This window comes from Pseudomonas fluorescens group sp. PF-1 (assembly GCF_054481335.1).
In genome coordinates, this window is record NZ_JBTMNG010000001.1 from 789,236 (window position 1) to 811,060 (window position 21,825).

The 21,825-nt window shown below is 60.8% G+C and carries 18 protein-coding genes and 2 tRNA genes; 3 read left to right on the plus strand and 17 right to left on the minus strand.

Features of this window, described 5'->3' with window-relative positions; all coding sequences use genetic code 11:
* Positions 1-14 precede the first annotated feature (14 nt).
* Complete coding sequence (gene ggt / locus ACX3YD_RS03800) at positions 15-1,847, minus strand: gamma-glutamyltransferase (RefSeq protein ID WP_458959294.1); 1,833 nt, start codon at positions 1,845-1,847, stop codon at positions 15-17.
* 165 nt (positions 1,848-2,012) lie between these two features.
* On the opposite strand from ggt, the gene ACX3YD_RS03805 reads away from it, so the two are divergent.
* Positions 2,013-3,122: a DUF2817 domain-containing protein gene (locus ACX3YD_RS03805; RefSeq protein ID WP_458959295.1), complete on the plus strand. Its 1,110-nt coding sequence runs from the start codon at positions 2,013-2,015 to the stop codon at positions 3,120-3,122.
* 157 nt (positions 3,123-3,279) lie between these two features.
* Here the strand turns inward: ACX3YD_RS03805 and ACX3YD_RS03810 are convergent.
* Both ACX3YD_RS03810 and ACX3YD_RS03815 read right to left on the minus strand, forming a co-directional pair.
* Positions 3,280-3,356, minus strand: a tRNA-Met gene (locus tag ACX3YD_RS03810).
* Positions 3,357-3,472: 116 nt separating this feature from the next.
* Positions 3,473-5,530 carry a methyl-accepting chemotaxis protein gene (locus ACX3YD_RS03815; protein ID WP_458959296.1) on the minus strand — a complete coding sequence of 686 codons (2,058 nt, stop codon included), beginning with the start codon at positions 5,528-5,530 and terminating at the stop codon, positions 3,473-3,475.
* A gap of 332 nt (positions 5,531-5,862) precedes the next feature.
* On the opposite strand from ACX3YD_RS03815, the gene ACX3YD_RS03820 reads away from it, so the two are divergent.
* Entirely contained in the window at positions 5,863-7,080 is a 1,218-nt protein-coding gene (locus tag ACX3YD_RS03820; protein WP_458959297.1) for an MFS transporter, read from the plus strand.
* Positions 7,081-7,273: 193 nt separating this feature from the next.
* On the opposite strand, the gene ACX3YD_RS03825 is transcribed toward ACX3YD_RS03820, so the two are convergent.
* The 8 genes from ACX3YD_RS03825 to ACX3YD_RS03860 all read right to left on the minus strand — a co-directional run bounded on the left by ACX3YD_RS03825 (position 7,274) and on the right by ACX3YD_RS03860 (position 16,215).
* On the minus strand, positions 7,274-8,545 hold the full coding sequence (locus ACX3YD_RS03825; protein ID WP_047533200.1) for an OprD family porin: 1,272 nt from the start codon (positions 8,543-8,545) through the stop codon (positions 7,274-7,276).
* Positions 8,546-8,619: 74 nt separating this feature from the next.
* Positions 8,620-9,825, minus strand: coding sequence for a 3-(3-hydroxy-phenyl)propionate transporter MhpT (gene mhpT, locus ACX3YD_RS03830; RefSeq protein ID WP_103405109.1), 1,206 nt, complete (start codon positions 9,823-9,825; stop codon positions 8,620-8,622).
* An 85-nt stretch (positions 9,826-9,910) separates the two neighbouring features.
* Positions 9,911-10,921, minus strand: a complete 1,011-nt coding sequence (gene dmpG, locus ACX3YD_RS03835) for a 4-hydroxy-2-oxovalerate aldolase (protein ID WP_090461737.1) — start codon at positions 10,919-10,921, stop codon at positions 9,911-9,913.
* A gap of 10 nt (positions 10,922-10,931) precedes the next feature.
* Positions 10,932-11,867, minus strand: coding sequence for an acetaldehyde dehydrogenase (acetylating) (locus ACX3YD_RS03840; RefSeq protein WP_458959298.1), 936 nt, complete (start codon positions 11,865-11,867; stop codon positions 10,932-10,934).
* 32 nt (positions 11,868-11,899) lie between these two features.
* A complete protein-coding gene (gene mhpD / locus ACX3YD_RS03845) occupies positions 11,900-12,706 on the minus strand; it encodes a 2-keto-4-pentenoate hydratase (protein ID WP_458959299.1) in 807 nt (268 codons plus the stop codon).
* Positions 12,707-12,720: 14 nt separating this feature from the next.
* Positions 12,721-13,584 carry an alpha/beta fold hydrolase gene (locus ACX3YD_RS03850; RefSeq protein ID WP_103405112.1) on the minus strand — a complete coding sequence of 288 codons (864 nt, stop codon included), beginning with the start codon at positions 13,582-13,584 and terminating at the stop codon, positions 12,721-12,723.
* 17 nt (positions 13,585-13,601) lie between these two features.
* Complete coding sequence (gene mhpB, locus ACX3YD_RS03855) at positions 13,602-14,555, minus strand: 3-carboxyethylcatechol 2,3-dioxygenase (protein WP_103405113.1); 954 nt, start codon at positions 14,553-14,555, stop codon at positions 13,602-13,604.
* A gap of 1 nt (position 14,556) precedes the next feature.
* Positions 14,557-16,215, minus strand: a complete 1,659-nt coding sequence (locus tag ACX3YD_RS03860; RefSeq protein ID WP_458959300.1) for a bifunctional 3-(3-hydroxy-phenyl)propionate/3-hydroxycinnamic acid hydroxylase — start codon at positions 16,213-16,215, stop codon at positions 14,557-14,559.
* Positions 16,216-16,347: 132 nt separating this feature from the next.
* On the opposite strand from ACX3YD_RS03860, the gene ACX3YD_RS03865 reads away from it, so the two are divergent.
* Positions 16,348-17,124: a DNA-binding transcriptional regulator gene (locus ACX3YD_RS03865; RefSeq protein WP_047533187.1), complete on the plus strand. Its 777-nt coding sequence runs from the start codon at positions 16,348-16,350 to the stop codon at positions 17,122-17,124.
* Between the two features lie 130 nt (positions 17,125-17,254).
* Here the strand turns inward: ACX3YD_RS03865 and ychF are convergent, their stop codons facing one another.
* The 6 genes from ychF to ispE form a co-directional block, all read right to left on the minus strand.
* On the minus strand, positions 17,255-18,355 hold the full coding sequence (ychF, locus tag ACX3YD_RS03870; protein WP_047533184.1) for a redox-regulated ATPase YchF: 1,101 nt from the start codon (positions 18,353-18,355) through the stop codon (positions 17,255-17,257).
* Between the two features lie 22 nt (positions 18,356-18,377).
* A complete protein-coding gene (gene pth / locus ACX3YD_RS03875) occupies positions 18,378-18,962 on the minus strand; it encodes an aminoacyl-tRNA hydrolase (protein ID WP_047533182.1) in 585 nt (194 codons plus the stop codon).
* A gap of 168 nt (positions 18,963-19,130) precedes the next feature.
* Positions 19,131-19,733 carry a 50S ribosomal protein L25/general stress protein Ctc gene (locus tag ACX3YD_RS03880; RefSeq protein ID WP_047533180.1) on the minus strand — a complete coding sequence of 201 codons (603 nt, stop codon included), beginning with the start codon at positions 19,731-19,733 and terminating at the stop codon, positions 19,131-19,133.
* Positions 19,734-19,874: 141 nt separating this feature from the next.
* Positions 19,875-20,816 carry a ribose-phosphate pyrophosphokinase gene (locus tag ACX3YD_RS03885; protein WP_003171603.1) on the minus strand — a complete coding sequence of 314 codons (942 nt, stop codon included), beginning with the start codon at positions 20,814-20,816 and terminating at the stop codon, positions 19,875-19,877.
* Between the two features lie 46 nt (positions 20,817-20,862).
* Positions 20,863-20,937: transfer RNA gene (locus tag ACX3YD_RS03890), tRNA-Gln, on the minus strand.
* Between the two features lie 36 nt (positions 20,938-20,973).
* Positions 20,974-21,825, minus strand: a complete 852-nt coding sequence (gene ispE / locus ACX3YD_RS03895; RefSeq protein ID WP_103405115.1) for a 4-(cytidine 5'-diphospho)-2-C-methyl-D-erythritol kinase — start codon at positions 21,823-21,825, stop codon at positions 20,974-20,976.

Sequence of the window (21,825 nt, forward strand, 5' to 3'; positions counted from 1 at the left end):
CATAGCCGCAAGACTCAATCCCCCAACGCTTCTCCCTCACGCCGAGGGTCGGCGCCACCGGTCAGCGATACTTTGCCCTGTGCATCCCTGGCTCGAACAATCGCCTGGGTGCCGCTGGTCATGTCGATTTCATTCACCTCGTGCCCTTTGGCTTTCAACGCCTGAATCAACGCCGGGCTGAACTGCCCGCGTTCCAGCTCGGTGGGGCCATTGCGGCTGCCGAAGTTGGGCAGGTTGATGGCTTGCTGCGCATCGAGGTTCCAGTCGAGCAGGCCGAGGGTGGACTTGGCAACGTATTCGATGATTTGCGAACCACCGGGTGAGCCGATGGTGGCGAGGAATTCACCGCTCTGGCGGTCGAAGATCAAGGTCGGGGCCATGGACGAACGTGGGCGCTTGCCGGGTTCGACACGGTTGGCGACTTTTTGTCCGTTCTCTTCGGGGATGAACGAGAAGTCTGTCATCTCATTGTTGAGCAGGAATCCTTGAACCATCAGATGCGAACCAAAGGCAGACTCGATGGTGGTGGTCATGGACACTGCGCCGCCTTCGTCGTCGACGGCGACCACCTGAGAGGTGGAGATGCGCAACGGCGAGCGGTCCGGCGCGTAAGCAACCTGAATGCCTGGAGGCGTGCCCGGTTCAGCCGTGCCCATGCTGCGCTCACCGATCAGGGCGGCGCGGCCGGCCAGGTAACTCGGGTCTACCAGGCCCTTGACCGGAACCGGCACGAAGTCCGTATCCGCCACGTACTGCGCGCGATCGGCATAGGCCAGGCGCTCGGCTTCGGAAATCAGGTGCACGGCTTGCGGGTCGGGTTCAATCCCCGCAGGCGCGTTGGTTTTTACCGGTTTCAACGGCGCCAGGGCGTAGTGTTTGTCGCGTGCCTCCAAGGCTTGCAGCGTACCGAGGATCTGCGCCACGGCGATGCCGCCCGACGACGGTGGCGGCATGCCGCAGACCTGCCAGCGCTGATAGTCGGTGCACAGTGGCGCGCGCTCCTTGGCGGTATAGTCCTTGAGGTCGTTCAGTGACAGGCTGCCGGGGTTGGCGTGGCCCTGAACCTTTCTCACGATCTCCTGCGCGACGACACCCCGGTACAGCGCATCCGGCCCTTCGTTGGCGATGCGTTGCAGTACGGCGGCCAATGCCGGGTTTTTCAGGCGGGTGCCAATGGCTTTCGGGCTGCCATCGGCATTCAGGAAGTAGGCCACCATGTCGGGCGAACTGCGCAGCGACGAATCCGACGCGATCAACTGGTGCAGGCGTGGCGAAATGGCGAAACCTTGCTCCGCCAGTTTGATCGCCGGTTCGAACAGCTGCGCCCAAGGCAGGCGGCCATGTTTTTTGTGGGCCAGTTCAAGGGCGCGCAGTACGCCTGGCGTCCCCACCGAACGACCACCAATCTGCGCCCGGGTGAAAGGCATGGGAGTACCATCGGCTTGCAGGAAAAGCCGTTCCGTGGCGCCGGCCGGTGCCGTTTCTCGTCCGTCATAAGTGCGCACGTTTTTGCCGTCCCACAGCATGATCAACGCGCCACCGCCGATGCCGGAAGATTGCGGCTCGACCAGCGTCAATACCGCTTGCATTGCAATCGCTGCATCGATGGCCGAACCGCCACGACGCAGCATTTCCCGCCCGGCAGCGGCCGCCAGCGGGTTGGCGGCTGCTGCCATGTGCCTGAAGGCGTGCCGGGCTTGCAGGTCGGTGCGATAACCGGACGCGCTTTCCGGCGCGACGGGCAGCGTCGAGACCGATGGCGCGTTGCAGGCGGTCAGGGCTAAAGCCGCAGTGATCAGCGACAACGCTGACAGGCGCATGCGCCTCAAGTGGAAGGCTGAGAACACGCGGGGCACTCCGTCCGTGGGATAAAGGGTTGGTGGACTTTATCGGCCACCACCCGGTGACGCAAACGTGTCCCACGGCCAGGACGCTTTTATCCTTCATCATTGGATGGATTTTCTGTAGGGTCGATGCCACCACGCAGGCCAGAAGATCAACAAGAGGCAGACATGCAGACCGAGTTCCCGACCCAGCCAAGCTACCGCTCCCAGCGTGAACAATTCCTCGCGGCGGCCACCACGGCCGGGGCGACGCTGACCGAGTATCCACACCCGCTCACAGGCCCCTTCGGTGAGGCCTTGAGCACCGATGTGGCGGTCCTCGGCGATCCCGGCGCCAAGCGTCTGCTGATCGCGCTTAGCGGCACCCATGGGGTCGAAGGCTTCTATGGTTCGGGGTGTCAGATCAAGTGGCTGCAGGAGCTCGGCAAGCGTTCGCTGCCGGCCGATGTCGCCGTGGTGATGATCCATCTGATCAACCCCTGGGGGACGGCGTGGCTGCGCCGGGTCAACGAAGACAACATCGACCTGAACCGCAATCACCTGAACTTCGAACGCCCGCTGCCGGATAACCAGGCGTATGAGGGGTTGCACGAAATCTACGCCTGCACCCAGTTGCAAGGTCCCGAGCGTGAGCGCACGGACGCCTTGCTGGATGCGCAGATTCGCGAACACGGCTGGCCGGCGGTCATGTCGATTGTCGAAGGCGGGCAGCATGCGCATCCCGATGGGTTGTTCTATGGCGGGCTGGCGCCGAGCTGGTCGAATCGCACCTTGCACCAGATCATCCAGAAGCATGTCGCCCATGCCGATGTCGCCATTTGTTTCGACTTGCACACCGGTGCCGGCGAATACGGTCATCCGATGCTGCTGACGATTACCGAAGCAGCCTATCCGGCGCTGGCCGATGCGCAGGCGCTTTATGGTCCGTGGCTCTACACCTTGCACACCGGTGCCGACACCTTGAGTGAAACCGGTGTGGCGGCGACCGCGACCGGCTATACCTCGCAGGCATTGATCAATGCCCTGCCGCAGGTGCGGTTGATGCCATTCGTCATTGAGTGCGGAACGTATCCGGGGGCGCAGGTGCATCGTCATCTGCGCGATGACCACTGGCTGCATCTGCACGGCAATCCCGCCGACGCGGTGGGGCGGCAGATCAAATTGAATCTGCTGGAACAGTTCTATCCGGCCGACAACGACTGGCAGGCGATGGTCTGGCTGCGCACCTGGCAGATATGGGAGCGGGCGTTGTCGGCGTTGGCGACGGTTCGAGTCTGAGGCCGCTGTTTTATGTAGGAGCGAGCCTGCTCGCGATGAATCCAAAGACGCTGCGGGGTATCAGGCTCGCCGCGTCATCGTTGACGACCATCGCGAGCAGGCATAAAAGGCAGGCATAAAAAAACGGCTTACCTTGCGGTAAGCCGTTTTTAGTACTTGGTGGCTACACAGGGACTTGAACCCCGGACCCCAGCATTATGAATGCTATGCTCTAACCAACTGAGCTATGTAGCCAAGTGGCGCGCATTATTCACCGGTAACGGGGATGCGTCAAGCATAAATCTGAAATATTTCTCTACGCTTTCAACCGCTTATCCTCCTGACCCGAAAAAACGGGTCAGGGGAGGGCATCATTTGAGCTGAAATCTGCCGGTATTGGCGCTCAAAGCCTTGCTGCCCTGGCTCAAGGTGTCTGCCGCAAGGTTCACGGCCCGAGCGCCTTCGAGCAAGCGGACCGCCGCCTGATCGACTTGCTGGATGTTGCCGCTGACCTCATCGGCGGTGCTCGCTTGCTCATCGACCGCCGTGGCGATCTGCGCCAGGGTGTCGGTGACACCCTGTACGGCGCTGGCAATTTCCCCCAATCGTTCGCCGAGGCGGGTGACGGCTTGCGCATCGGTCTGAGCTTGCCCGCAAGCCGCTTCCATGAGGCTGACGGCTTCGTTCACGGTGCTGCGCAAGCTGTCGACGGTGCCGGCGATCTGCGCGGTCGAAGACTGGGTGCGTTGCGACAGGCTGCGCACTTCATCGGCCACCACGGCAAAACCGCGGCCCTGTTCGCCGGCGCGAGCCGCTTCGATGGCAGCATTGAGCGCCAGCAGGTTGGTCTGTTCGGCGACGCCGCGAATGGTATCGACCACCAGTTGAATCTGTTGCCCCTGCTCACTGACCCGCCCCAGCGCCGCCGCCGTGTCATTCAGGCGTTGATTGAGTTGTTGGATGCTGGCCGTCGTGCGCTGACTGTCACGGCTGCTGTCGGCGGCGATACGCTGAGTCTGCTGAGCACTGCCGGACGCTCGTTCGCAGCTGTCGGAAACCCCTTGGGAGGTCGCGGCCAGTTGTGTCGCCGCCGCCGCAATCTGGCTGATTTGCAATTGCTGGGTTTCGACCTCGCCCAAGGCGTCGGCGGAGTGATGATTGAGGGTTTGCACCGCGTTGCTCAGTTGCAGGGTTTCGTGATCGACCCCCAGCAGGCTGGCGCGCAATTGCACCACCGCAACGTTGAGGGCGGTGCTGATGGCTGCCAGTTCGTCGCGGCCGTGCACCGGTGCCTGCAAGCTCAGGTTGCCATCGCGCAAGGCCTCGGCCAGCAAGGTGATACCGCTGGCGCTGCGGCGGATCGACGCCTGCAAACAGATGAACAGGTACAGCGCGGCCAGCAGCAGGCAGCCCAGTATGCTCGCCGCCACAATGAACTGGCGTATGGCCGAACCCTGGTAGTCATCCAGGCGCTGATCCAGTGAAACCAAGGATTGCTGGCGCAACGCGGCGAGGTCGGAAAGCAGCGCATCGAGGCTGCGTTCGAAGTCTTCGGGCTTGAGGGTGATGCTGCCACCGAACACACCGTCGTCCAGAACTTTCAGGCCGGCGTCGAGGTGCTTGAGGCTGTCATGGTATTGCCCGGCCCAGGCTTGCAGGGCGCTGGGCAACCGCGCTTCAAGCAAGCTTGCTGTTTTGACCAGTTGCTCCCGGGCGTCGCCGATGCGGCTGCGCAAGTCGCGCAGTTGCAGGCGACTTTGCAGCGTGAATTGCCCGGACACCACCGAGGCCTGACCGACACTGGCCAGGCGACCGACGCGTTCGATCAGGTCGGGCGCGTGCTGGGTGGAGATCTGCGTCAGCAGGTAGGTTTCCAGCCAGGGGGCCAGCGTCAGGCGATTATCCATGGCGATCTGTTCGCGCAAGGCTTGCAGGGCACTCAAGGCGTTGGTGAAGCGATCGTAGCCGTCCGGCCACCAACCGACGCTGCTCAGGCTCTTGGAGTCCAGGCCGTTGAGGGCATTTTGCAGCGCTTGAAAACGGGTCAGGGTTTCGCCTTCCGCGCCCTCCTTTTGCAGGGCGCTGTTCAGTGCTGAGGTGGCTTGGGCGACAGCAGGCTGGACCGCGTCGAATGCGGCCATGGCGCTGAGGGTTGCCGGCGTTGGCTGGCGATTGGTTTCGGTGGCGCGCCAGCGAGCAGCACGGTCACGCTGGGCTTCCAGCAGGTTATCGAGCGCATCGAGGGCGAGTAACTGGCGAACCCCGGCCCGTTCGCCGGAGATCAGGTTCAGTTTGTCTCGGTAGTCCAGACCAATCATCCATAGACTACCGGCCAGCGGCAGGATAAACAGCAGAAACAACAGTTGAAATTTGCGTGCGAAGCCAAAGCGCCCCAGCAGCCTGATCCCCGGTGATAAAAAAGCCTGCATGCCCCATGACTCCTTCGGACACCACGCGCCATCGGCGTGTATCGAGGTCGTTGCGACCCCGACCTGTGTCCCCGTAAACGGCCTCGAAAGTTCACCTTTGCCGGCTGTGTAAGCCAACGCTGTGGTGAAACTTCCCATTCTCGGTCCCCTTTGTAAGGGGCCGCGTTGAAGCGCAAGAGCGAGGCAAGATTCAGACCATGGCGTTGGGCTATCACCGTCTTTCCGATGAATATTAAAGTCGTTAGCAGGCTAAGGGGATGGCGCTGTCGCATCGAAAAATGGCACATTGACGCACCTGCCTGTGCGCACTTACTTGTTGTCCGGAAATTCTCATGGCTATCAGCAATGTTCAGTCCGCCGCTGCATCGGCGCCTGCTCCTTCACAAAGCAGTCCTCTGGTCATGCGAATCATCGGCGCAGTCGCGCTGGCGCACCTGATCAATGACCTGATCCAGTCGGTATTGCCGTCGATTTATCCAATGCTCAAGGCCAATTACGGCCTGACGTTCACCCAGGTCGGCTTGATCACCCTGACGTTTCAACTGACCGCTTCGCTATTGCAGCCGTGGGTCGGTTATCACACCGATCGCCATCCCAAGCCATGGCTATTGCCCGCCGGCACTGTGTGCACGCTGGTCGGAATTCTGATGATGTCGGTGGTCGGCAGCTTTCCGCTGATTCTGCTGGCGGCGGGGCTGATCGGTATCGGCTCCTCGACCTTTCACCCGGAGGCTTCACGCGTGGCGCGACTGGCCTCGGGCGGGCGGTTCGGGCTGGCGCAATCGACCTTTCAGGTCGGCGGCAACGCAGGCTCGGCCTTCGGTCCCTTGCTGGCGGCAGCGATCATCATTCCCTATGGCCAGGGGCACGTGGCCTGGTTCGGTCTGTTCGCCGTGTTTGCGCTGTTCGTGCTCTACCGGATCAGCCGCTGGTACGCCAATCACTTGAGTCTGTTCAAGCTCAAACAGGGTCAGGCCGCGACGCATGGCTTGTCCAGGAGCAGGGTAATCAGCGCGTTGGTGGTGCTGGGGCTGCTGGTGTTCTCCAAGTATTTCTACATGGCCAGTTTCACCAGTTACTTCACCTTCTACCTGATCGAAAAATTCGACCTGTCGGTGGCCAGTTCGCAACTGCACCTGTTCCTGTTCCTCGGTGCGGTCGCGGCGGGGACCTTCTTCGGTGGGCCGATCGGCGACAAGATCGGGCGCAAGGCGGTGATCTGGTTTTCGATCCTGGGTGTCGCGCCGTTCACCCTGGTTTTGCCGCACGTCGATCTGTTCTGGACCAGTCTTCTCAGCGTGGTCATCGGTTTCATCCTGGCTTCGGCGTTCTCGGCCATCGTGGTGTACGCCCAGGAACTGGTCCCGGGTAATGTCGGGATGATTGCCGGGGTGTTCTTCGGTCTGATGTTCGGGTTTGGTGGTATTGGTGCGGCATTACTGGGCCATCTGGCGGATATTCGCGGTATCGAATACGTGTATTGGCTGTGTTCGTTCCTGCCGCTATTGGGTGTCCTGGCGATTTTTTTGCCGCGAACCAAAAAGGCCTGATACAACCTGATCCGCCGGGCAAACAGGTCGGTATTTCATGTCCAGTCGTGAAACAGGTTTACCCCTGTTTCATCCTGACGCCCGATGCGGTGCATCGGGCATCGTGCATTTCAAGGGCCGTTGCGTTGCGCTCGACAGGCCGCACTCGCCAGGGTGGCGACGTTCAACACACGTCTACTCGCTGGACGGGAGCTCACCATAGCTTCCATGTGTAATCGACGTTTACCCGTAGCTCATTGTCATCCCTGTGACTGGCCCGCGCGGCGAAATCATTGCGGTACCACGCGTTGCGCACGCGCAGAGCCAGGCCTTTGAGGGGTGTGCCCTGCAGCACGTAGTTGACCTCGATATCCTTCTCACTCTCTTTCAGATTGGAGCCTCCCAGCTTGGGCAGCTCGATATTGTCGCCACTCACATAGCGCAGCATACCGTTGAGCCCGGGCAAGCCAATGGCTATGAAGTTGTAGTCATAGCGCACCTGCCAGCTGCGCTCCTTGGGGTTAAGAAACTCGGAGCTCAGCGTGCCTTCGGTGATGACTAGCGGCTCGGTGCCGAACAGGTAGGGCATTGCGGTCTTGCCGGTCAGTTGCATGTAGCCGGCACCGAATTTGTGGGCACCCAAGGCATAGGTCAGCATCAGTGCCGCATTGCGGTTGTCCACGGGGCCCGCCTTGGCCGCGCCGTCCTCGCCAGTGACGAACAGGCGGAAGTCGCTTTTCAGGCTGCCGGGGCCGATCGGACGATTGTCGACGAAGCCGAAGAAGTCCTTGCGGTAAAGGTCAGCCAGTTCGGCGTGGTAGTACTTCAGCGTCAGTTGCGGCGACCAGGCATAGTCGCCGCCGAGGAAGGTAAAGCGGTCGGATTCGGCGGCGCCATTGAAGCGGCCGTTAGGCGAGGCTACCGACATTTTCTGGTAGTTGGTGGAATCGCGCAGGTTGATGCGATCGAGCCAGCCGGCATGCAGGGTCAGGTTGTCGATTTCCTGGGACTTGAGGTACGTGCCTCGGAAGGTCTGCGGCAGCAAGCGGGTAGGGCTGGCAAAGGCGATAGGCAGAAACGTGCTGATGGTCCCCAGTTGCAACTCACTCTTCGACGCCCGGGCCTTGGCAGTCAGGCCCAGCTCCGAATATTCGCTGGCCGGCTCGCGGGTGGTGGGGTCGTACGGCAGCAGGCCGGTCCCGGTACGGTCAGGCGACGAGTCCAGGCGCACCCCCAGCAATCCCTGGGCGTCCAGGCCGAAGCCGACAGGCCCTTCGGTATAACCCGACCGCATGTTGAGAATGAAGCCCTGCGCCCACTCGCGAGCAGCCGCCTGAGGCGTGGCGTTGATGTAATTGCGATCGAAGTAATAGTTGCGCATCACCAGATCGGCATGGCTGTCGTCGACAAAACCGGCGGCGCAAGCCTGGCCAATGGACAAAACGCAGGTGCAGGCGCTGAAGGCCCGAAGAAAATTCCTGAGCATGGCAGTGTTCACTTTTATTGTTGTAGGGATAACGCCCCGCGCCATCGAGGCACGGGGGGAAGAGAGCGGATGAGTCAGTCAGCGGGGGAGCGGTTGCGGCGTACTGACAGGTAAAACACCGCCAGCGCCGCCATGACGATGCCCGGTGCCGAGGCCATCATCACGCCGGTAGTGCCAGTGCCCAGTGCCAGCATTTTGCCGGCCACCAGCGGGCCGCTCATCGCGCCCAGCCGGCCGATGGCGACGGCGCTGCCGACACCCGTGGCGCGAATTGACGGACGATAGAAATGCGGTGCCAAGGCATACAGCACACATTGCCCGCCCGTGGCGAAGAAACCGGCGACGAAGCCGGCCACCAGCATGCTTTGCAATTGACTGACCATGCCCAGGGCGGTCAGGGACGCGAGAATGCCGAGGTAAATCAACGCCGACAATGCCCAGGCTGGCAGACGATCCATGACCCAGCCCAGCAACAACGTACCTGCCGCCGCGCCAAATTGCAGCGCCAGCATCACCCAGCTTGCTTGAGCCCCGCTGAAGCCCTGGCCGATCAACAGGCTCGGCAGCCAGTTGATCAGGATGTAAACCACCATGAGCGTAAAGAAGTAGCTGACCCAGATCATCACGGTCGGCAATGCCGCGCCGTTGCGGAACAGGCCGCTGACCACGCCGATCGGAGCAGCGTCGCGGACGCTGCGAAACGCCGCTGATTCCGGCAGATAAAGTCCCAGCAGTGGCACGATCAGCAACGGCACGACGCCGCCGACGTAGAACACCACTTGCCAGCCACCGGCCAGTTGGGCAATGCCAATGCTTGCAGCCAGCGCTGCGCCCAGGGGCACGCCGCAATACATCAGGCTCACGGCCGTGCCACGCAGGCGCGGGCCAGCCACTTCACTGCTCAGCGCGATCAGGTTAGGCAATGCGGCGCCCAGGCCGACGCCCGTGAGGCAGCGGGCAACCAGCAGGCTGTTGAAGTCCCAGGCCATGGTTGTGACCAGCGAGAACAGTCCGAACAGGGCGACCGACGCCATCAACACGCGTTTACGGCCAATGCGATCGGCCAGCAAACCGCCGAGAAAGGCACCGGGCAGCAGGCCGAAAATGCCCGCGCTGAAGACCCAGCCCATGTGTAATTTATCCAGTTGGAAAGCCGCCGCCATACCTTGGGCAGCGATCCCCGAGGCCTGCAGGTCCAGGCCTTCCATCAGGGCAACGAGGAAACACAGACCGATGGTCCGTGCCATGTATAACGGTGTCAGCACGTTAAGCGATGTCATGGGAAATACCCGTTTTATTGTTGTAATGGGCAAAGCAAGCCCTTCCGGCCGCTGCGTGGGCGGCCAGTCGGGGGTGATGCAGGGTTCAGCGCTTGAGCAGATCCAGCGCCACGTCGACGATCATGTCCTCCTGGCCACCGACCATCCGGCGCTTGCCCAGCTCGACGAGGATGTCGAGGGTCTTGAGGCCGTACTTCGCTGCGGCGATTTCGGCGTGGCGCAGGAAGCTCGAATAGACCCCGGCATAACCCAGGGCCAGGGTTTCGCGGTCGACCCGCACCGGCCGATCCTGCAATGGGCGCACGATGTCGTCCGCAGCGTCCATCAGCGTGTACAGGTCGGTGCCGTGGTTCCAGCCCAGGCGCTCGGCGGCGGCGATGAACACTTCCAGCGGCGCGTTACCGGCGCCAGCGCCCATGCCGGCAAGACTGGCGTCGATGCGGTCGCAGCCTTCCTCGACGGCCGTGATCGAATTGGCCACGCCGAGCGACAGGTTGTGGTGGGCGTGCATGCCGGTTTCGGTTTCCGGTTTGAGCACGGCTTTAAAGGCACGGAAGCGATCACGGATGTCCTGCATATTCATCGCGCCGCCGGAGTCGGCCATGTACACGCAGGTCGCGCCGTAGCTTTCCATCAACTTGGCCTGGGCAGCGAGCTGCTCGGCCGGGATCATGTGGCTCATCATCAGGAAACCGACGGTGTCCATGCCCAGCTCGCGGGCGTATTCGATGTGCTGTTTCGACACGTCGGCTTCGGTGCAATGGGTGGCGATGCGCACCACTCGGGCTCCGGCGTTGTAGGCCGCCTTCAGGTCATGCACCGTGCCGATGCCAGGCAGCAGCAACGTCGTGATTTTCGCGTGACGGATCACATCGGCCGCCGCTTCGATCCATTCCAGATCGGTGTGCGCGGCGAAGCCATAGTTGAAGCTCGACCCTTGCAGGCCATCGCCGTGGGCGACTTCGATCGAGTCGACTTTCGCCTTGTCCAGGGCGCGCGCAATGTCCTGCACGTTTTGCAGGGAATACTGATGACGCACCGCATGGCTGCCGTCGCGCAGGGTCACGTCGGAGATGTAGATTTTCTTACCGTTCATGTCGCTCTCCTCAGGCCTGTTGCATCGACTGCGCCATGCGCTCGGCGGTGGCCAAGGCTGCGGAGGTCATGATGTCGAGGTTACCGGCGTAGGCCGGCAGGTAATGGGCGGCGCCTTCGACTTCGAGGAACACCGAGGTCTTCAGGCCCGAGAATTTTCCGAGGCCGGGGATGTTCAACGGTGCGTCGTCGGGAATCACGTCGAACTGCACTTTTTGCTTGAGGCGATAGCCCGGCACGTAGGCCTGCACGGCGGCCGCCATCTCGACGATGGAGGCTTCGACCAGTGCCTGATCCGCCGCTTCGGACAACACGAACACCGTGTCGCGCATGATCAGCGGCGGCTCGGCCGGGTTCATCACGATGATCGCCTTGCCCTTGGCCGCGCCGCCGATGACTTCGATGGCCTTGGAGGTGGTCTCGGTGAATTCGTCGATGTTGGCGCGAGTGCCGGGGCCGGCGGATTTGCTGGCAATCGAGGCGACGATTTCGGCGTAGTGCACCTTGGCCACCCGCGACACCGCCGCGACCATCGGGATGGTCGCCTGGCCGCCGCAGGTGACCATGTTGACGTTGAGCTGAGCAAGGTTCTGCTCCAGGTTGACCACCGGCACGCAGTACGGGCCGATGGCGGCGGGCGTCAGGTCGATCAGGCGAATGCCGGGGTTGATCGAGCGCAGGAACGCATCGTTCTTCACGTGGGCGCCGGCCGAGGTGGCATCGAAGACGAAGTCGATGTCCTTGAACACGTCCATGCGGGTCAGGCCTTCGACGCCTTCGTGGGTGGTGGCCACGCCCATGCGCTGGGCGCGGGCCAAACCGTCGGAGGCCGGGTCGATGCCGACCATCACCGCCATTTCCAGGTGCCTGGCGTTACGCAGGATCTTGATCATCAGGTCGGTGCCGATGTTGCCGGAGCCGATGATGGCGACTTTGAGTTTGTTCATTATTGTTGCCTCATGTGCACGCAAGTCGCCGATCACTCGGCGCGACTGTCTACCGAGAAATTCACACCGACCCGACCGATGCCGTCGATCTCGGCCTCGAACCGATCACCGGCGGCCACCGCGACCATCGGCCCCAGCGCACCGGTGAGAATGATGTCGCCCGCCCGCAGCGGGTCGCCCAGGCGAGCCATGGTGCAGGCCAGCCAGACGGCCGCATTGAGCGGATGGCCGAGGCATTCGGCACCGCTGCCGCTGGACACGTCTTCACCATTGCGGGTCATGCGCATGCTGGCCTGGCGCAGGTCGAGCCCATCGATACGTCGAGCCGGCCCACCCAGGACGAAGCAGCCGCTGGAGGCGTTGTCAGCCACGGTATCGACGAAGCGGATGTTCCAGCCCTGGACCCGACTGCCGACGATTTCCAGCGCCGGGACGACCCAGCCGGTGGCCGCCATCACGTCGGCAAAGGTGGTGTCGGCGCGGGGCAGATCGCGTTCGAGGATCAGGGCAATTTCAGCCTCGATCTTTGGTTGCAGCACGCGGCCCACTGGCACGGTTTCATTGTCGCCGTAGCACATGTCAGCGAAGAGCGTACCGAAGTCTGGCTGGCCCACGCCCAGCTGGGCCTGGACCTTGGGATTGGTCAGGCCGATCTTGCGGCCAACCACGCGGCGCCCGTTGGCCACGCCGTGGTCGACGTTGAGGCGCTGGATGGCATACGCGGCTTCGGCGTTGTCTTCACCGATCTGCTCGCGCAGCGGCCCGATGGCTTCGCCATGGGCTTCGGCCTGGCGCAGATCAGCGGCGAGTTGTTGCAGTGTGTGTTGAGTCAGATTCATTTCAGCCTCGATGATCAGTGGGTCAGGAAGTCCAGGACCATACGGTTGAACTTCTCGGCGTGTTCCCACTGCGCCCAGTGGCCGCAACGGTTGAACACATGCAACTGCGCCTTGGGCAGGCCGGCCAGCAGGCGCAAGCCAGTGTCCATGGGCACGAAGCGGTCCTCGCGGCCCCAGACAAGCAGGGTGTCGGCGCTGATTTCGTGCAGGCGATGGCTGAAATCCGGAAATTGCTTGGGGTTGATCGTGCTGCTCTTGACGAAGTTTTCCAGGTGATCGCGGCGCGACAGAATGTTGTCCAAGCGGGTCTGGAACAGTTCGTCGGTCAGGCCGCTGGCATCGAAAACGAAGACGTTCATCATCTTCTTCAAGTTCTCGATGGTTGGATCGCGGTACAGCGCGCCGATCAGTTTGATGCCTTCGGTGGGCTGGGGAACGAAGGCGCTCGGGCCGCCGGTGCCGCCGCCCATCAGGATCAGTTTGCCGATCCGCTCAGGGTATTCCAGGGCGAAGGCCACGGTGCTGTGGGCGCCCATCGAGTTGCCGATGATGTGCACGCGGTCCAGGTCCAGCACATCGAGCAGGCCCTTGAGCGCTTGTGCATTGAGGTTCGAGCGCGAGCCTTCACTGACGATCGTGTCGCTTTTGCTCCAGCCCGGGCAGTCCATCAGGATCACGCGCAAACCGGCATTCACCAGCGGCTCGATATTGCGATTGAAGTTGGCCCAGCCGCTGGCGCCCGGCCCGGAGCCGTGCAGCATGACCACGGTTTCGGCACCTTCGCCAAGGTCGTTGTAGTGCAGTTGCAGGTCCAGGTCGCCTTCCTTGATACGGGCAAAGCGGCTGGTGGAAGCTTCACTGAATGCAGTGGCTGTCATGGCAGTGTTCCTTGAATTCATGAGTGATTGTTCAGCGGCTGTGCGCCAAGGGCACCGAAGCCTGCAATCCACTCGGGAATCGGGCGGTAGTAGCGGCCTTCGGTCTGATAGGGGCCGAAAGCACTGAGGGCGCAGAAGGCGGCGACCCAGGTTTTCACTTCGTGGGTCGACTTGCCGGCCAGCGCCGACAATTCGTCATTGCTCAGGCTGTCGAGGTCGCTCATACGGCCCTGTTCGAGGGTGTCGAGAAACTGCTGATCCCACGTCGGGTTCAGGGGGTGCAGGCTGTGCGGGTCTTCGACGAAGTCTCGGGCGGCTTGAATGACCCGGTTCTGGCGTGCCTGTCGTTCATCGGCGGGTAGCTGACGCCCGCTGCCCATCAGACGGTCGGCCATACGCGCATCGACCTTGGCCAGTTCCGGTACCGGTGGCTGATGGGACAGGCCGCCGGAGGCCAGAAACAGCACACGCTTATTCAACGACTTCGCCCATTGGCCAATCGCCTCACCCAGCATTCGGGCGCGATTGAAGCCAGGCAGGGGCACGGCCACGGAGTTGATGAACACCGGAATCACCGGACAGCCCTGCAAGCCGCCGAGCAACAGTTCCAGCGGCTGCGCGAAGGCATGGTCGACCTGCATGCGATACGACACCGCGGCGTCGACACCGGCATCCAGCACAGCCTTGGCGCAGGATTCAGCCAGCGCTTTAGGCACGTCCAGTGGGCCGGCGGCGGTGTCGAAATCACCGATGGCGTCGGCCGCCATACCGATGCAAAAGGCCGGCATCACGTCGTAGAAAAAGCCGTTGTAATGGTCCGGTCCGAACAACACCACCAGCTGCGGGTCGAAGCGGGCGATGCGTTCGCGAGCATCGCTGATCACGGCATCGACTTCGGCCAACACGTGCGGTTCAGGATCGACGTAGCCCACCAATGGCGTGTGAGACAAACAATGCAGATAGGCACTCATCTCAAGCGACCTTGCTGACAACAGCGTTCGCGGCGGTTTGTGGCAGGACTTTGAGCGCCCGGGCCAATTCATCGCAGGCCTGGCCAACGGTTTGGGGGATGGCCACTCCGGCGACGAAGCGGTCGGGGCGTACCAGGGCGATGGACGAATTGCCGCGAGCGAACCACTCTCTCAACCGGCCGCTGCTGTCACCCACGCGGATCACGTCGTCGCCGGCATCGCTCGGAGCTCTGAGCTGGACGTCCGGCAACACTTGAATAAAGCGCGTGCCCAGGTTTTTCCATTGCGTAATTTGCGCTGTCGTCAGGCCCCAGGTCGGATCGCAGCCCCAGGCGATAATCGCAAAGTTTTCGCCGATCACTTCATCCAGCAACACCGTGGTGCCGGCGTCGGTCAACACTTGCGGTTGAATGAACATCTTGCCTGTTGGCGAGCCCTTTTCACTCGGCACGATCAAGGCGCCCCGGGTGTATTGCGGCATTGGTTTGAAGCGCATTTCCAGGAAGTAGCGTTTGACCGGCGGCACGTAATTGAGCAGCCAGGACACACCATCGCGCAGGGTGCCTTGCCAGCGTTTCGGCGGCGCCAGCACATGGCCGGCGAGCACCGAAAGGTCGATCATCGCCTTGGCATGGTCGCGGCGCTCCTGTTCGTAGCTGTCGAGCAGGCTGTCGGCGGCCAGGCCCTTGATCACCAGCGACAGTTTCCACGCCAGGTTGGACGCGTCGCGCATGCCGCTGTTGTAACCCTGGCCTTGCCATACCGGCATGATGTGCGCGGCATCGCCGGCCAGCAGCACCCGGCCCTGACGGAACCGACCGGCCAGACGAGCGTTATGGGTATAGACGCGGCTGCGGATCAGTTCGATGTTGTCCGGGTTCGGCAGCACCTTGCCCAGCAGCTTGCGCATGTTTTCCGGTTTGCTCAGCTCGGCTTCGGTTTCGCCGGGCATGACCATGAACTCGAAACGACGCACGCCATGGGGCAGGGCGGCGGAAACGTAAGGGCGCACCGGGTCGCAGCACAGATAAACGTGGGGTGTGCTCAACGGGTCATTGGCAATGTCGACGACGATCCATTGATTCGGCGCGGTCTTGCCTTCGAAGCTGATGTCCAGGCTGCGCCGCACCAGGCTGTTGCCGCCGTCGCAACCGATCAGGTAACGGGCATTCAGGCGTTCGTTGCGGCCGTTCTGATCCGTGAGGTTGAGCACCACCGCGCTGTCGCTTTGCTCAAAACTGCTGAGCTCACGCCTGAACAGTACCTTGACGTTGTTGAAACGCTGCAGGCCGTCGAACAGTACCCGGTCGGCCAAGGGTTGAATGAACGCGTTGCGCCGAGACCAGCCGAACTCGTCGGTTTTAGGTTGAATATCGGCAAAGCAGCGACCCTTGGGGGTCAGGAAGCGCATGGCGTGCCAGGGCGTGGTATGCGGCAGCACCTTGTCGGCCAGATTGACGGACTGGAAAGAACGCAGGCTTTCATCGTCCAGGCCGATGGCACGGGGGTAGTCGATCAGGCTGTCGAGCTTTTCCACCAATGTGACGTTCACGCCACATTGCCCCAGGTAATTGGCAATCATCAGGCCGACAGGGCCGGCGCCGACGATGGCAACGTCGGTGCTCAGCTCCACCGTGGAAGGAGTGGGTGCAAGACTCATGGGTATCTCCGTACAGCGCTTTTGGATTTCTTGTTGGGCGCAGTATGGAAATCAGGTAGCTGGTGGACAACGAAAACCCTTGCTAGTGTGCACCAGGTGCACAGCCTTGATTGATAGAAAAATGGAGCCTCCATGAGCGAAACAGAATACAAGGCCGTTCGTGGGCTAATGCGCGGTTTGGCCCTGATCAATGGCTTGAATCGTTTCGATGGCGGGGCCACTACGGCGCAGTTGGCCGAGCAAAGCGGGCTACATCGCACCACGGTTCGTCGATTGCTGGAGACCTTGCAAACCGAGGGTTACGTGCGACGCAGTGAGTCGGATGACAGCTATCGCCTGACGTTGAAAGTCCGCGAGCTGAGCGAGGGATTTCGCGATGAGCAATGGATTTCGTCGATTGCCGCACCGCTGCTTGGCGAGCTGCTGCAACAAGTCGTCTGGCCAACCGACCTGTGCACGCTGGACGGCGACGCCATGGTGATTCGCGAGACCACTCATCGATTCAGTCGCCTGTCATTTCACCGCTCCATGGTCGGTCGGCGCTTACCGTTGCTCATGACGGCCACTGGGCGTGCGTACTTTGCGTTCTGCCCCCCGGCAGAGCGCGAAGAGCTGATTGAGTTGATGATCAGCCGCGAAGATGAGCAGTCGGCGCTGGCGGCGGATCGTGGCTTTGTCGACCGGTTGGTGGAGCACACTCTCGGCAAGGGCTATGGCGAAAACAATTCCCACTGGGGCCAGGAACGCAAAATTGCTGCCATCGCGATTCCGGTTGAGCACGAGGAGCGGGTGATGGGTTGCCTGAATCTGGTTTATATCGCCAAGGCGATGTCGGTTGAGGAAGCCGCCCGCCGGTATCTGCCGGCGATGCAAGGCGTGGTGCAAAAAATCAGGGCTCAATTGGCGTAGTGTGGGCGGCACTCTGCGTGCTCTGCGGTGCTGCGCGATTCAGCCCTCACAAGACGCAAAAATCCCCGTATCAGCGAGTGATTACGGGGATTTTTCGTCTATCGAGGTCCGTGGATATCCACGGCACCCATTACACGTTGAAGCGGAAGTGCATCACGTCGCCGTCCTTGACGATGTAGTCCTTGCCTTCCAGGCGCCATTTACCGGCTTCCTTGGCACCGGCCTCACCCTTGTACTGGATGAAGTCGTTGTAGGCGATGACTTCGGCACGGATGAAGCCTTTTTCGAAGTCGGTGTGGATCACGCCAGCCGCTTGCGGAGCGGTGGCACCGACGCGGACGGTCCAGGCGCGGACTTCTTCGACACCGGCGGTGAAGTAGGTCTGCAGGTGCAGCATCTCGTAGCCAGCGCGGATCACGCGGTTCAGGCCTGGCTCTTCGAGGCCCAGGGCTTCGAGGAACATGTCTTTCTCTTCACCGTCTTCAAGTTCGGCGATTTCCGCTTCGATCTTGTTGCAGACCGGTACAACCATGGCGCCTTCTTCTTCGGCAATGGCTTTGACCACGTCCAGGTGCGGGTTGTTTTCGAAACCGTCTTCAGCAACGTTGGCGATGTACATGACCGGTTTGGTGGTCAGCAGGTGGAAACCCTTGATGACCGCCTTTTCGTCGGTGCTCATGTTCTTCATCAGGCTGCGCGCAGGCTTGCCCAGGGTGAAGTGAGCGATCAATTGCTCCAGCAGGCCTTTCTGGACCACAGCGTCCTTGTCACCACCCTTGGCGTTGCGCGCGACTTTCTGCAGTTGCTTCTCGCAGCTGTCGAGGTCGGCGAAGATCAGTTCCAGGTCGATGATTTCGATGTCGCGTTTCGGGTCGACGCTGTTGGAGACGTGAATCACGTTCTCGTCTTCGAAGCAGCGGACCACGTGGGCGATGGCATCGGTTTCGCGGATGTTGGCCAGGAATTTGTTGCCCAGGCCTTCACCTTTCGACGCACCAGCCACCAGGCCGGCGATGTCGACGAATTCCATGGTGGTCGGCAGGATGCGCTTCGGATTGACGATCGCGGCCAGGGCTTCCAGGCGCGGGTCAGGCATCGGCACGATACCGCTGTTGGGCTCGATGGTGCAGAAGGGGAAGTTCTCGGCCGCGATACCGGATTTGGTCAGGGCGTTGAACAGGGTGGACTTGCCGACGTTAGGCAGGCCGACGATGCCGCAATTGAATCCCATGGTGTTTCCCCTCGGATAAGAGTCAGGCCTTCTGGCTGTGCAGGTTTTTCATCGCGCGGTTCCATTCACCGGCGAGGATATCCGGCAGCACGCCGAGGGCAAAGTCGATGCTGGCATCGAGTTTTTCCTGTTCGGCGCGTGGCGCACGACCCAGGACGAAATTTGAAACCATACTGGCAACGCCCGGGTGGCCAATGCCAAGCCGCAAGCGGTGAAAGGTATTCTGATTGCCCAGTTGCGCGATGATGTCGCGCAACCCGTTGTGACCGCCATGGCCGCCGCCCTGTTTGAGCTTGGCGACGCCCGGAGGCAGGTCGAGTTCGTCGTGCGCCACCAGGATCTCTTCGGGCTTGATGCGGAAGAATCCGGCGAGTGCCGCTACGGCCTGGCCGCTGCGGTTCATGTAGGTGGTGGGGATCAGCAGACGAACATCCTGACCCTGGTGCGTATAGCGCCCGGTCAGGCCGAAATATTTGCGATCGGCCACAAGGTTTACGCCTTGTGCGTTCGCGATGCGCTCAACAAAAAGGGCCCCTGCGTTATGCCGGGTCTGTTCGTATTCTGCGCCTGGATTTCCCAAGCCAACGATCAGTTTAATGGCAGTCACGATAGGGGCCCTTCCTAGGAGTGGTGGATAACATCGCCGCAAGTGGAGAACGCGGCGAAAGTGGACGAAAGTTGCTCATTTACCATTATGTAAACTCCGCGTTCTCGCCCGCTTTCTCGCTACGTTCCAGTCCGCGATGTTTCCGTCACTCCGGCGAACAGAGTGAAATTACTCTGCTGCGCCTTCTTCGGTAGCTTCTGGAGCAACACGTGGAGCGTGAACGTTGGCAACAGCCAGGTCGTTACCGTGAGCCAGAGCAACGAACTCAACGCCTTTAGGAGCGCTGATGTCGGACAGGTGAATGATCGAGCCGACTTCGGCGTTAGCCAGGTCAACTTCGATGAATTCAGGCAGGTCTTTCGGCAGGCAGGACACTTCGATTTCAGCAACAACGTGCGAAATCTCGCCGCCTTTCTTCACCGGGGCAGCTTCGTTGATGAAGTGCACTGGAACGACAGCAGTCAGCTTCTGGCCGGCTACTACGCGTACGAAGTCAGCGTGCATCACGTGGCCTTTGGCCGGGTGACGCTGCAGAGCCTTGATGATTACGTTTTGCTTGGTGCCACCAACGTTCAGCTCGATGATGTGGCTGTAAGCCGCTTCGTTTTCGAGCAGTTTGGCAACTTCTTTAGCCAGCATGCTGATGGATTCAGGGGCTTTTTCGCCACCGTAAACTACAGCTGGAACCAGGCTTGCGAGACGACGCAGGCGGCGGCTCGCACCTTTCCCCAGGTCGGAACGCACTTCAGCATTCAGAGTAAAATCGTTCATGTTGTATCTCCAAAATAACCACATTCGCCCCAGCGTTTGCGACCAGCGCTAAAGGCGATATGGGCAAAAAAGCCCCGCCCCGACAGGAATGCCGGGGCGGGGCGCTTTTCGTCAACGAGATGTTCGAGAAGGGCAGGGCCCTTAGCGGAACATCGCGCTGATCGATTCTTCATTGCTGATGCGGCGTACCGCCTCGGCAACTACCGGTGCGATATCCAGTTGACGGATACGCGCACAGGCTTGTGCTGCAGCGGACAGCGGAATGGTGTTGGTCACCACCAGCTCGTCCAGCACGGAATTTTCAATGTTTTCGATCGCCCGACCCGACAGCACAGGGTGTGTGCAGTAGGCGAAAACCTTGGCAGCGCCATGCTCTTTCAGGGCCTTGGCCGCGTGGCACAGGGTGCCGGCGGTATCGACCATGTCATCGACCAGAATACAGGTGCGCCCTTCGACATCACCGATGATATGCATCACTTCAGAGTGATTGGCTTTCTCACGGCGTTTGTCGATGATCCCGAGATCCACGCCCAGGGATTTGGCAACGGCACGTGCACGCACGACGCCACCAATGTCCGGGGACACGATCATCAGGTTTTCGAAGCGCTGATCTTCAATGTCATCCACCAGAACCGGGGAGCCGTAGATGTTATCTACCGGAATATCGAAGAAACCCTGGATTTGGTCAGCATGCAGATCAACCGTGAGAACACGGTCGATGCCGACTACGGTAAGCATGTCAGCGACGACTTTCGCGCTGATAGCCACACGTGCGGAACGCGGACGGCGATCCTGACGGGCATAACCAAAGTAAGGAATAACAGCAGTGATACGAGTAGCCGAGGAGCGGCGGAAGGCATCAGCCATCACTACCAGTTCCATCAGGTTATCGTTGGTCGGAGCGCAAGTCGGCTGAATAATGAAGACGTCTTTACCGCGGACGTTTTCATTGATCTCGGCTGTAATTTCGCCGTCGGAAAACTTACCGACAGAGATGTCACCGAGAGGGATATGCAGCTGACGTACGACACGCCGAGCCAGATCGGGGTTAGCGTTCCCCGTAAAGACCATCATCTTGGACACGCGCAGTACCTGAAGGCTGAGGGTAACCTGGATGAGTATAGGAAAATGGCAGGGGCGGCTGGATTCGAACCAACGCATGGCAGGATCAAAACCTGCTGCCTTACCGCTTGGCGACGCCCCTGTATCTGTTGCAACGATTACCCAGTAATCGATTCCTTTAGAGCAGACTTTGCAGCTTGCGATGCAACATCGAAACGTTGCTTCCTTTTGCTACAAACCCTGTAAGGGTCTCTGTAAGAAGGGCCGAGACTTTATCAGCTTCAGCTTTGCTTGGGAAGCCCCCAAACACACAACTTCCAGTTCCGGTGAGTTTTGCTTCGGTAAAATTACCTAACAAATTCAATGCGTTACGTACCTCCGGATAACGCCTTGCTACTACCGGCAAGCAGTCATTTCGACTGTTTCCCTTGGGAACGGGGCGCACTTTAATGGGCGGCGAGTTACGTGTCAACAACGGATCGGAAAAAATTTCTGCCGTACTTACAGATACTTGCGGCACCAGCACCAGATACCACGGTTCTTCCGGGTCTACCGGGGTCAGTTTCTCCCCCACGCCTTCGGCGAAAGCCGCGTGGCCGCGCACGAAAACCGGGACATCGGCGCCCAGTGTCAGGCCCAGTGCGGCCAGCCGATCTTCATCCCAGCCCAATTGCCAGAGATGATTGAGGCCAAGCAAGGTCGTCGCGGCATTCGAACTGCCGCCACCGATTCCACCGCCCATGGGCAAAACTTTGTCGATCCAGATATCAATGCCGAGCCTACAACCGGATTGCTCCTGAAGTTTTTTCGCGGCTTTGACGATCAGGTTGCTGTCATGGGGAACACCTTCGAACGCGGTGTGCAAATGAATGACGCCGTCATCGCGCACGGCGAAGGTGATTTCATCACCATAGTCGAGAAACTGAAACAGCGTCTGCAACTCGTGGTAGCCGTCTTCGCGGCGACCGAGAATGTGCAGCATCAGGTTGAGCTTGGCCGGGGAGGGCAGGGTCAGGCGACTGGCAGGCAT

What these genes read in the sequence shown, in the direction of transcription:
- ACX3YD_RS03805 (WP_458959295.1), top strand. Translation starts at nt 2,013, where the DNA reads ATGCAGACCGAGTTCCCGACCCAGCCAAGCTACCGCTCCCAGCGTGAA.
- ACX3YD_RS03815 (WP_458959296.1), bottom strand. Translation starts at nt 5,530, where the DNA reads ATGCAGGCTTTTTTATCACCGGGGATCAGGCTGCTGGGGCGCTTTGGC.
- ACX3YD_RS03820 (WP_458959297.1), top strand. Translation starts at nt 5,863, where the DNA reads ATGGCTATCAGCAATGTTCAGTCCGCCGCTGCATCGGCGCCTGCTCCT.
- ACX3YD_RS03825 (WP_047533200.1), bottom strand. Translation starts at nt 8,545, where the DNA reads ATGCTCAGGAATTTTCTTCGGGCCTTCAGCGCCTGCACCTGCGTTTTG.
- mhpT (WP_103405109.1), bottom strand. Translation starts at nt 9,825, where the DNA reads ATGACATCGCTTAACGTGCTGACACCGTTATACATGGCACGGACCATC.
- dmpG (WP_090461737.1), bottom strand. Translation starts at nt 10,921, where the DNA reads ATGAACGGTAAGAAAATCTACATCTCCGACGTGACCCTGCGCGACGGC.
- ACX3YD_RS03840 (WP_458959298.1), bottom strand. Translation starts at nt 11,867, where the DNA reads ATGAACAAACTCAAAGTCGCCATCATCGGCTCCGGCAACATCGGCACC.
- mhpD (WP_458959299.1), bottom strand. Translation starts at nt 12,706, where the DNA reads ATGAATCTGACTCAACACACACTGCAACAACTCGCCGCTGATCTGCGC.
- ACX3YD_RS03850 (WP_103405112.1), bottom strand. Translation starts at nt 13,584, where the DNA reads ATGACAGCCACTGCATTCAGTGAAGCTTCCACCAGCCGCTTTGCCCGT.
- mhpB (WP_103405113.1), bottom strand. Translation starts at nt 14,555, where the DNA reads ATGAGTGCCTATCTGCATTGTTTGTCTCACACGCCATTGGTGGGCTAC.
- ACX3YD_RS03860 (WP_458959300.1), bottom strand. Translation starts at nt 16,215, where the DNA reads ATGAGTCTTGCACCCACTCCTTCCACGGTGGAGCTGAGCACCGACGTT.
- ACX3YD_RS03865 (WP_047533187.1), top strand. Translation starts at nt 16,348, where the DNA reads ATGAGCGAAACAGAATACAAGGCCGTTCGTGGGCTAATGCGCGGTTTG.
- ychF (WP_047533184.1), bottom strand. Translation starts at nt 18,355, where the DNA reads ATGGGATTCAATTGCGGCATCGTCGGCCTGCCTAACGTCGGCAAGTCC.
- ACX3YD_RS03880 (WP_047533180.1), bottom strand. Translation starts at nt 19,733, where the DNA reads ATGAACGATTTTACTCTGAATGCTGAAGTGCGTTCCGACCTGGGGAAA.
- ispE (WP_103405115.1), bottom strand. Translation starts at nt 21,825, where the DNA reads ATGCCTGCCAGTCGCCTGACCCTGCCCTCCCCGGCCAAGCTCAACCTG.